At 39.8% G+C, this 10,841-nt stretch carries 12 protein-coding genes; 11 read left to right on the top strand and 1 reads right to left on the bottom strand.

From position 1 onward, the window contains the following. The first annotated feature begins 32 nt into the window (after positions 1-32). The 10 genes from phoU (at position 33) to BAU16_RS01715 (ending at position 8,483) form a co-directional block, all read left to right on the top strand. Positions 33-710, top strand: coding sequence for a phosphate signaling complex protein PhoU (phoU, locus tag BAU16_RS01760; protein WP_048604918.1), 678 nt, complete (start codon positions 33-35; stop codon positions 708-710). 241 nt (positions 711-951) lie between these two features. Further along, a complete protein-coding gene (gene liaX, locus BAU16_RS01755; RefSeq protein ID WP_137605052.1) occupies positions 952-2,505 on the top strand; it encodes a daptomycin-sensing surface protein LiaX in 1,554 nt (517 codons plus the stop codon). Positions 2,506-2,590: 85 nt separating this feature from the next. Further along, the gene (locus BAU16_RS01750; protein ID WP_161526290.1) at positions 2,591-2,902 is read left to right on the top strand and encodes a PspC domain-containing protein; all 312 of its coding nucleotides are present in this window, start codon (positions 2,591-2,593) and stop codon (positions 2,900-2,902) included. Then, a complete protein-coding gene (locus BAU16_RS01745) occupies positions 2,902-3,267 on the top strand; it encodes a phage holin family protein (protein WP_048604921.1) in 366 nt (121 codons plus the stop codon). The genes BAU16_RS01750 and BAU16_RS01745 overlap by 1 nt, the downstream gene beginning before the upstream one ends. Positions 3,268-3,427: 160 nt before the next feature. Then, positions 3,428-4,363, top strand: coding sequence for an HPr(Ser) kinase/phosphatase (gene hprK, locus BAU16_RS01740; protein ID WP_048604922.1), 936 nt, complete (start codon positions 3,428-3,430; stop codon positions 4,361-4,363). Positions 4,364-4,375: 12 nt separating this feature from the next. Then, positions 4,376-5,209, top strand: a complete 834-nt coding sequence (lgt, locus tag BAU16_RS01735) for a prolipoprotein diacylglyceryl transferase (RefSeq protein WP_048604923.1) — start codon at positions 4,376-4,378, stop codon at positions 5,207-5,209. 66 nt (positions 5,210-5,275) lie between these two features. Beyond that, positions 5,276-6,295: an NAD(P)H-dependent glycerol-3-phosphate dehydrogenase gene (locus BAU16_RS01730; RefSeq protein ID WP_048604924.1), complete on the top strand. Its 1,020-nt coding sequence runs from the start codon at positions 5,276-5,278 to the stop codon at positions 6,293-6,295. Between the two features lie 26 nt (positions 6,296-6,321). Beyond that, complete coding sequence (gene galU / locus BAU16_RS01725) at positions 6,322-7,218, top strand: UTP--glucose-1-phosphate uridylyltransferase GalU (protein ID WP_048604925.1); 897 nt, start codon at positions 6,322-6,324, stop codon at positions 7,216-7,218. Positions 7,219-7,359: 141 nt separating this feature from the next. Next, positions 7,360-7,806, top strand: coding sequence for a DUF948 domain-containing protein (locus BAU16_RS01720; protein ID WP_048604926.1), 447 nt, complete (start codon positions 7,360-7,362; stop codon positions 7,804-7,806). Between the two features lie 38 nt (positions 7,807-7,844). Further along, positions 7,845-8,483, top strand: a complete 639-nt coding sequence (locus BAU16_RS01715) for a YtxH domain-containing protein (protein WP_161526289.1) — start codon at positions 7,845-7,847, stop codon at positions 8,481-8,483. Between the two features lie 50 nt (positions 8,484-8,533). Here the strand turns inward: BAU16_RS01715 and BAU16_RS01710 are convergent, their stop codons facing one another. Continuing rightward, entirely contained in the window at positions 8,534-9,634 is a 1,101-nt protein-coding gene (locus tag BAU16_RS01710) for a M24 family metallopeptidase (RefSeq protein ID WP_161526288.1), read from the bottom strand. A gap of 189 nt (positions 9,635-9,823) precedes the next feature. Between BAU16_RS01710 and ccpA the strand changes: the two genes are divergently transcribed. Continuing rightward, positions 9,824-10,825: a catabolite control protein A gene (ccpA, locus tag BAU16_RS01705; RefSeq protein ID WP_137605057.1), complete on the top strand. Its 1,002-nt coding sequence runs from the start codon at positions 9,824-9,826 to the stop codon at positions 10,823-10,825. The last annotated feature ends 16 nt before the right edge of the window (positions 10,826-10,841 follow it).

Raw genomic sequence — 10,841 nt, 5'->3', positions numbered from 1 at the left:
ATACATCAAAATGAACGAGGAGGATACCCCGCATGTTGCGTACGCAGTTTGAAGAAGAATTATTAAATTTGCACAATCAATTTTATGAAATGGGTATGATGGTCAGCAATGCCGTTCATAAATCGGTCAGAGCTTACATTAAACACGACAAGCATCTGGCGCAAGAAGTGATTGATCACGATGAAGAAATCAATAATATGGAAATCCGTTTAGAAAAGAAAAGCTTTGAAATGATCGCTTTGCAACAACCGGTTACGACTGATTTGCGTATGATCATTACTGTGATGAAGGCAAGTTCAGACTTGGAACGAATGGCTGACCACGCAGTATCTATCGCAAAGTCGACCATTAGAGTAAAAGGACAAACCCGGATTGCCGAGATAGAAAAAGAAATTTCCGATATGTCTGATTATGTGAAAAAAATGGTGGATAATGTGTTGGTAGCCTATGTGAAAACCAATGAACAAGATGCACGTGTGATCGCTAATATGGATCAACGGGTGAATGATTATTATTCTAAAATTTATTATCAAACCATTGAAAGCATGAAAGAAAATCCTGAAACAGTAATCAGCGGCACAGATTATCTTTATGTGGCTCAATATTTGGAACGAATCGGAGATTACGTAACAAATATCTGCGAATGGATCGTGTATCTGGCAACTGGAAAAATCACAGAATTAAATACCAACAGAGACGAAGCATTTTAAGCTTTTTCTCTGTTTAAAACCGTCAAATTGTTTGGCGGTTTTTTTGACAGCGTTGAGCAAAGAAGTGTGCCATTTTGCGATTCTGTTTTAAACTAGAGGGGGACACTTACTGCAGAAACCAAAACCACTGCTTGAGATTTAGAAAAAGTTACTACTTTAGTCCTATGACAATTTGCAGCAATGCGGGCATAATAGACATGTAAGGAAAACTTGCAGAAAATTATTTGAGGAGGCAATTTCCATGAATGAAAGAGAACGAGTATTGGATTTAGTAAAAAAAGGTGTGCTTTCGACGGAAGAAGCCTTGGATTTGCTAGAAAGTATGGCGACCGAAAAAGACGAAAAACAAATCAAACAAGCCAATGAAAAAGTAACTGCCGAAAAACAAGATGATTTAGATACCTTGTTACAAGATAATGAACCTGTTGATCATGAAGCAGAATTAAAACAAAAAACTGCGGAAGATAAGAAAAATCTAGAAGAAATTTTAGATTCGCTTGCAACAAAAGCAAATCAGGCTTCGGCTGAACTTGATGAGGTCAATGCGGAAATCCAAGGAGTAAAAGCAGAACTGAAGGATGCACAAAGTCGTTTGATGGAATTGAACACGAAAGAAGAACTGGATGCTTTCACCGAAGACGATTTGGCAGAACGCCATGAAGTAGAAGGCGAGATTAAAGTATTGGAAGCTAATCTGGAAAAATTGATGGCGGAACGGGCAGAATTGGATGCACAGCTCAAAGACATCAAAAAAGATCAATGGTCTCAAACAAAAGAAAAAATCAATTCAAAAATCGATATTCCTGATGACTGGAAAGAACAAGCTGGCGATGCTTTGAATCAAGCAGGAGAAAAAATGGCTGAAGCTGGCACACATCTAGGACGATTTTTGAAAAAAACTTTCCAAACTGTTTCAGAAACTGTCAATGACAATGTGGAATGGAAAGATATCAGTTTGAAAGTACCCGGGATTGCTTCGACAAAATTTGAACATACCTTTGAATATCCTGAAACAGCGGCAACGATCATCGATGTAAAAGTGGCGAACGGAAATGTTCAATTCAAAGCTTGGGATGAACCCGGCGTGAAAGTAGACGCAAAAATTAAATTGTATGGAAAAATGGATTCAGAAACCCCATTTGAAGCTTTTAACGAACGCAGCCAAATTCTAGTGGATGATGAACAAATCTCCTTCCAAGTACCAAATAAACGAGTAGGAGCCGACTTGACGTTCTATCTGCCTCGCAGAGTGTACGATCATGTTTCGGTGAAATTGTTGAACGGCAGCATCTTGGTCAATGAATTGGAAGCAAAAGATGTCTACACTAAATCGACAAACGGCAGCATTGATTTTCAACTGATTCATGCAACGATGTTGGAAATTGAAGGGGTGAATGGCGCTATTGATGTTCGTGACGGAGAAGTACTGGATTCAATTATTGAAACAGTCAACGGAACCGTTACAATGAAGACCACGCCGCAAACCTTAGGTGTATCCTTGGTGAACGGGGATATTCGTTTGACATTGAAGGATACCAATATCAAACGGGTAGATGCTAGCTCAGTGAACGGAAATGTTAAAATTGCATTGCCAGTTGAACTAGGTGTTGAAGGAAATGCCAAAACGAGTCTTGGCAGCATCAATTCTCGGATGACAGAATATGAAGTGATTCGTGAGAAGAAAGAACGCATGAACCAAATGCTGCAATTCCGTCGGGTAGCCGGTGACAGTTTTGCACAAATCGATCTTTCAACGACAACCGGAAATATTTTCTTGAAAAACACAGATAAATAAGAAAAAAAGAACAAGATTTTCCTATCTGAGGAGATGAAATTTCTCTTCAGATAGGGTAAAATTGAGGGGATAGAGGTGAACCAAATTGAGAAAAAAACTAACAAAATCAACTGATAATATCGTCTTGACAGGGACACTTGGAGGGATCGCCGAATACTTGGGTATCGATCCTACAATCGTACGTGTGATCTATGTATTCTTGAGCTTTGTCCTATTAGCAAGTCCTGTCATTCTTTATATTGTGTTGGCGGTCATTATCCCTTCCGGTCGCTCCGGCAGCGGTTCTTATGGACGTCAAAACCAATATTACCAAAAGAATAATTATCGAAAAGATCAAAAGCAAAAAAACCGCAAAGAAGCTGAAAAGATCGATGATAACGACTGGAGTGATTTCTAGTGACATATTTTCAACGTCTCGTTGTGAACACGTTGACCTTTATCTCACTAGCAGTCCTGCTGCCAAATGGTATGTTCCATGTTGAAAGTATCTGGACTGCAGTCATCGCTAGTTTTGTTTTATCGATTTTAAATGGTTTCGTGAAGCCAATCTTAACGATTTTGTCATTACCGTTAACTTTTCTGACGTTAGGACTCTTTGCCTTCGTCATCAATGCGGCGATGTTGAAACTGACTTCAACTTTTGTCGGCGCAGCCAATTTTGGTTTTTCCAGTTTTGGGGCAGCACTTTTGGTAGCCGTAATTATGTCGTTGGTTAATGTGATCGTGACAGATTATAATATGCGAAAATATGAAGGAGAATGACGCTGAACAATCAGTGACATTCTCTTTTTTTATGAAAAAGAAGGCCGGATTACCTAATCAGTCAAACTTTCCAACAAGATTTACTGTGTTTTCTAGTAACTTTTGTTCTAGAATGATAAAATGAGACAGTAAACGAAAAACTGAGAAAAGAGGGAAACCAATGACAGAAATTGTCAAAGTTAACCAGATGGCCCAAAAATTGAGTTTGGAAATCGTCAGCGGCACGGAAACTGGATTAGAACGGGCAATCACAACAGGAGACATTTCACGACCTGGTCTTGAATTGACAGGGTATTTTAATTATTATTCACATGATCGGCTGCAATTATTTGGTAGTAAAGAAATTACCTTTGCACAACGAATGATGCCGGAAGAACGCTTGATGGTGTTGCGTCGGATGTGCAGCGAAGATACACCGGCATTTATTGTATCTCGTGGTCTTGAAGTTCCACAAGAAATGATCCAAGCTTGCGAGGAACATGGAATTCCAGTTTTGCGTTCCCCGATTTCTACTTCCAGACTGTTAGGAGAGATGTCCACTTATTTGAGTAGTCAATTGGCTTCTCGGACGAGTGTCCATGGTGTTTTAGTTGATGTCTACGGGTTAGGTGTATTGATTCAAGGGGACAGTGGAATCGGAAAAAGTGAAACTGCGCTTGAATTAATTAAAAGAGGCCACCGTTTGATTGCAGATGATCGGGTGGATGTGTACCAACAGGATGAATTGACACTTGTTGGCGAACCGCCGCAAATCCTGCAACATTTGATTGAGATTCGTGGAATTGGCATTATTGATGTAATGAATTTATTTGGTGCCAGTGCTGTTCGCGGCTCCATGCAGGTACAGCTTGCGGTTTATTTAGAAGCATGGTCAAAAGAGAAAAAATATGATCGACTTGGTTCAGCAGATGATTCAATCCAAATTGCTGCAGTTGATGTTCCGCAAATCAAAATCCCAGTGAAAACCGGGCGAAACGTTGCAATCATTATTGAAGTAGCCGCGATGAATTATCGGGCGAAGGTTATGGGGTATGATGCAACAAAAACATTTGAAGAACGATTGAGTAAATTGATCGAAGAAAATTCGACGGAATGAGGAGCGGTTTAGATGGTAGGAATGGTGAATCGAGTAGCCTTTGAAATTTTTGGAATCTCGATCTATTGGTATGCGTTGATTATTGTAACAGGAGTGATCATCGCTATGTGGTTAAGTTCTCGAGAAGCCGTGCGGGTAGGACTGAAAGCAGATGATGTCACGGATTTCATGTTGGTGGGTTTGCCTTTGTCCTTGATTGGTGCACGCTTGTATTACATTTTATTTGATTTAGAACCTTACTTGAAAGATCCAATTCAAATTTTTAATGTTCGTTCTGGTGGATTGGCGATTTATGGTGGCTTAATTGCCGGCGGTATTTGGTTGTTTTTCTTTTGCCGTTATAAATTTATCTCCGGATGGACCTTTTTAGATATTGCTGCACCCAGTGTGATTTTGGCCCAAGGTATTGGTCGTTGGGGCAATTTTATGAATCATGAAGCATTTGGTGGAAAAACGACTCTGACTTTTTTAGAAGGCCTGCATTTACCACAATTTATCATTGATAACATGTATATAGACGGTGCTTATCGACAACCGACTTTTTTGTACGAATCGGTTTGGAACGTTCTCGGTTTTCTTTTATTGATTCTGTTGCGTAAACGAAGCAATTTCTTAAAAGAAGGAGAAGTTTTCTTCGGTTATTTGATTTGGTACAGCTTCGGACGCTTCTTTATCGAAGGCATGCGTACAGACAGTTTGTATCTTTTTGGTGATATCCGTGTGTCGCAATTGCTGTCAGTGATTCTGTTTGTTGGAGCATGGGGTCTTTTGTTCTGGCGGAGAAAAAATAATCAAAAGCTGAAGTATTATACCCGTACCTACGGGAGCAATGAATTCATAGTATAACAGGACAAGTTATTCGTTGTATGGTAAAATTAAAGTGCTTTATTGAATCATAAGGAGGTTTCCGTTGTGAAACAAAAAATTGCTGTGCTTGGTCCCGGATCATGGGGAACAGCCTTAGCGCAAGTCTTATCTGAAAATGATCACGAGGTAAAGATTTGGGGAAACAATCCCGCACAAATTGACGAAATTAACACGTACCATACCAATCGTCATTATTTGCCGGATATTAAACTTCCCGCAAATATCGTTGCTGTCAAAGACATCCGTGAAGCCATTGAGGGAGCAGATGCGGTCTTGTTTGTTGTACCTACTAAAGCGGTGCGAGTGGTAGCACAAGAATTTGCGCAACACGTAAAAAATAAACCAATTATCATCCATGCGGCCAAAGGATTGGAACAAGGAACGCATAAACGGATTTCAGAAATTTTAACAGAAGAAATTCCAGAAGAACACCGTCAAGCTGTTGTGGTTCTGTCAGGTCCTAGTCATGCGGAAGAAGTGGCAGTTCATGATATCACAACAATCACAGCTGCCAGCGAAAAAGACGACGCAGCAAAATATGTCCAAGATTTATTCATGAATGATTATTTTCGTATTTATACCAATGATGACGTTATTGGTGTAGAAACCGGTGCCGCGTTGAAAAATATCATTGCAATCGGTGCGGGAGCGATTCATGGCTTGGGCTTTGGAGATGATGCCAAAGCAGCAATCATGACACGAGGACTGGCAGAAATCAGTCGTCTAGGTGTGGCAATGGGTGCGAATCCTTTAACTTTTATCGGATTAAGTGGTGTGGGGGATTTGATTGTTACCTGTACGAGTGTCCATTCAAGAAACTGGCGTGCCGGAAATTTATTAGGCAAAGGGCATAGTTTGGACGAGATTTTAGAAAATATGGGAATGATCGTTGAAGGGGTAGCTACCACGAAAGCAGCAATGGAGCTGGCTCAGCAATTAAAAGTCGATATGCCTATCACAGAAACAATCTATAGCGTACTTTATGAAAAGGAAGACATCAACGAAGCAGCAAAAAATATTATGCTACGGGATGGGAAAATTGAAAACGAATTTTCATTAAAGTAAATGATAGAAAGTTAGGAGCGAAAGCAATGAAAGTCAAAAAAGCAGTTATTCCAGCAGCTGGATTAGGAACACGTTTTTTACCTGCAACGAAAGCAATGGCAAAGGAAATGTTGCCAATCGTTGATAAGCCAACAATTCAATTTATTGTGGAAGAAGCATTGAAATCAGGAATCGAAGATATTCTAATCGTGACCGGTAAAGCAAAACGCCCAATCGAAGACCACTTTGATGCCAATATTGAATTGGAAACAAATTTGAAAGAAAAAGGCAAAACTGAATTATTGAAATTGGTTGAAGAAACGACAGATGTCAATTTGCATTTCATCCGCCAATCCCATCCTCGTGGTTTGGGACATGCTGTCTTACAAGCTCGGGCATTTGTTGGCAATGAACCATTCATCGTGATGCTAGGGGACGATTTGATGGAAGACAAGGTTCCTTTAACGAAACAATTAATCAATGATTATGAAAAAACCCATGCGTCAACGATTGCTGTGATGAAGGTTCCTCATGAAGATACTTCAAAATATGGAATCATCAATCCAGGAGAAGAAGTGGAATCCGGGCTGTACAACGTGAAAAACTTTGTTGAAAAACCTGCGCCGGAAAAAGCGCCGAGTGATTTAGCGATTATCGGTCGTTATTTATTGACACCGGAAATTTTTGATATTTTAGAACACCAAAAACCAGGTGCCGGCAATGAAATTCAATTGACCGATGCCATCGATACCTTGAATAAAACCCAACGAGTTTTTGCCCATGAATTCAAAGGCAAACGTTTTGATGTCGGGGATAAGTTCGGTTTCATGAAAACAAGTATTGAATATGGATTGAAACATCCTGAAGTCAAAGATAATCTGCGTCAATTCATTATTGACTTAGGAAAAGAGCTTTCTGAAGAAACACCGAAGAAAACCAAATAAGTCTAAAAGCCGTTAGAGAAATTTTCTGTAACGGCTTTTTTGAAAAGACAAACGAAATTTCTCGATTCTGTTGTTTTTTATTTGTATTAAAAAATATGAAATGCTATCCTTGAAGTATGATCTTTGGAAGGGAGATAACCTATGAGCGGTGGAGAAATAGCAGCATTGATCGCAGCTTTGGCTTTTGCGGTATTGGTCGTTTTTATCGTACGACTATTACTTCAATTTTCAAAAACAGTCGATCAAATCAATCATGCAGTAGAAAAAGTAAACGTAACGGTGGAGGAAGCAAATAATACAATTCGAATCGTTACAAAGGATGTCGATGTGTTATCCAGTGAGGTAGAAGGACTATTGGTGAAAACGAATACTTTATTAAACGACGTCAATGGAAAAGTAGCCACCATCGATCCTTTATTCACAGCGGTCGCTGATTTAAGCGTGAGTGTCTCAGATTTAAATCGATCTGGGAAAAACTTGGCGACAAAATTAGGTGCAGTGGGTAAAACAACCGCACAGGCCACTGTTGCCGGCAAAGCCGGACAGATGGCGATGAAATTCTTTAAACAACGGAACAAAGATCAATAAAATGATCCTTAACAAAACCAATAAATGGAGGGGAAGTTATGAGTAAAAAAGGCGGATTTTTATTAGGTGCAGTAATTGGCGGCACGGCAGCAGCAGTGGCAGCGTTACTATTGGCTCCGGAGTCTGGAAAAGTTTTGCGAGAAAAATTAGCTGCTCAGGCAGATGATTTGTTAGACAAAGCATCGGATTATACGGATTATGCCAAAGAAAAAAGCGGAGACTTGACTGATATAGCAAAGGAAAAAGCTGGCAAACTTTCCAAACAGGCAGAGGAAATGACTGAAAGTCTGAAGGCAAAAACAAGTGGCTCTTTTGAAGGGCTGCACGATTCTTCGGAAGAAGTCATTGAAAACTTGAAAAAACAAACAGGGGATCTTTCTGAGCGCTTTAAGAAGTCAGCGAATGAATTGAAACACAGCAGTAGTGACGTGGTACAAGAAGCGAAAGAAGATGCACAGGATATTTTCATTGATGTCAAAGATTCTGCGACAGAAATGAAAGAAACCGTCAATGATGGGGTGAAAGAAGCACAACCAATCGTTGAGGACGTGAAAGAAACAGCTTCCACTGCTGTCGATGAAGCCAAAGAGACAGTAGCTGAAACTGATTCAGGTAAATTGGAAGAAGCCAAGGAAGAATTAAAAGATAAACTGGAAGAAAATAATCCAGAAGGCTGATAAAAATAAAAATTCCCATGAGCGGATATAACAAGCTCATGGGAATTTTTTTAGTCGATTATCAGTAACTCTTTGCTGGTCTTGGTGAAAGGTTGACAACCATCTGCTGTTACATAAACACAGTCTTCAATCCGTACACCGACTTGATTAGGAAGATAGATTCCTGGTTCAAGGCTAAAACACATTCCTTCTTCAATCACAAGATCATTTCCTTCAACAAGGGAAGGGTATTCATGAACAGTTGTACCAATCCCGTGACCTAGACGATGATTGAAGTATTCCCCGTAACCTGCTTGAGTAATCACATTGCGGGCAACAGCATCCAATTCACCAGCCGTGATACTAGGTTTTACCGCTGCCTGAGCGGCTAATTGTGCCTCTAGTACCAAATGATGGATTTCTTTTTGAAAAGCAGTCGGTTCTTTAAAAGCAACCGTTCGAGTGGCATCACTGCAATAACCTTTCCAAATAACCCCCAAATCAAACAACACTAAATCGTGAGGCTGAATTTTTGTATTACCGGGATTTCCGTGGGGACTGGCAGCATTCTTCCCAGTTAAAACGATTGTATCGAAACTCATGGCGGATACGCCGCGACGTTTTAATTGGTATTCGATTTCTGCAACAATTTCTTGTTCAGCAGCACCTTCTTTGATTGCACCAAATCCGATTTCAAAGGCAACATCTGCCCAGTCGCCGGCTTCTAAAAGTGTATGGATTTCTTCTTTTGTTTTAAGTAGTTGGAGGCGTTGGATTGCTGGAGTGACATCCACAGAAAAATCTGAAGAAAAAGCATTCCGCAGTTTTTCAAAGCGATCTACAGTCAAGGAATTTTTTTCCAAACCAAAGCGTTGGATAGTTCCGTAACGACTGGTTAGTTCGGCGGTGATTTTTTGCCAAGGGTCTTCACTGTCTAAATAACCCACAACATCAAATGGCCAATCGCTGTTTTGAGCATCTTCCACTTCCAAAGCGGGAGTGAACAAGAATGGATCTTTCTTTAATGGAATGAAAAGTGCCAGAACACGTTCATGAGGCTCACTGGTGTAACCGGAAAAGTACGCAATGTGTCCCGGATCGCTGACATAGACAAGATCGGTTTCTTGTTGGGTCATCCAGTGGCGTAATTCCTGTAATTTTGTTTGATTCATCAATATTCCTTCTTTCCAAGGGTAGATACTTTTATTCTACCACTAAATGACCAAAAGCAACATTTGAAAAAATCACATAATTTTCATGAAAACTAAATTAAAACGGTTGCATTCCTGTTGCTAACGTGATATTCTTACAAAGAAATGTAAATGAGATTTTCTGAAAACAATCGAATAGGAGAAAGAAGAATGGAAAAACAAACAATTACGATTTATGACGTTGCCCGCGAAGCAAATGTTTCGATGGCTACTGTTTCTCGTGTTGTCAATGGCAACCCGAATGTAAAACCTGCGACCCGCAAGAAAGTATTGGAAGTGATTGATCGCTTAGATTATCGTCCAAACGCTGTGGCTCGAGGTCTAGCCAGCAAAAAAACAACGACTGTCGGTGTAATCATTCCAGACGTAAGCAACATGTATTTTGCATCATTGGCTCGAGGTATCGATGATGTTGCAACAATGTACAAGTACAATATTATTTTAGCCAATTCAGATGGAGACAATCAAAAAGAAGTCAACGTATTGAATAATTTATTGGCAAAACAAGTGGACGGCGTTATTTTTATGGGACATCGGATTACTGATGAGATTCGTGGTGAATTTTCCCGCTCAAAAACACCAGTCGTTTTAGCTGGATCCATTGATCCTGATGAACAAGTCGGCAGTGTGAATATTGACTACCAAAATGCAACGAAAGATGCGACAGATTTGTTGGCAAAAAATGGCAATAAAAAAATTGCATTTATCAGTGGAGCATTGATTGATCCAATCAACGGTCAAAATCGGTTGAATGGATATAAGGAAGCCTTGCAAGAAAATGGTTTGTCTTATAACGAAGGTCTGGTTTTTGAAGCAAAATACAATTTCAAAGACGGCATCGCTTTGGTTTCTCGTATTCGCAACAGCGGTGCAACAGCAGCGGTCGTTACAGATGATGAATTAGCAATCGGCTTACTGGATGGTTTATTGGATGAAGGCGTAAAAGTTCCTGAAGAATTTGAAATCATTACCAGCAATAATTCGTTGTTGACGGATGTTGCTCGTCCTAAATTAACCAGTATTACACAACCATTGTATGATATCGGTGCGGTTTCTATGCGTCTTTTGACAAAAATGATGAACAAAGAAGATTTAGAAGAAAAAACAATTATTTTACCTTATGGTGTGGATAAAAAAGGCTCAACAAAATAATATTTAAGAAAAAAGG

This window comes from Enterococcus sp. JM9B, assembly GCF_009933265.1.
Lineage (GTDB): Bacteria > Bacillota > Bacilli > Lactobacillales > Enterococcaceae > Enterococcus_C > Enterococcus_C songbeiensis.
This window is presented reverse-complemented; position numbering and strand designations above follow the sequence as displayed.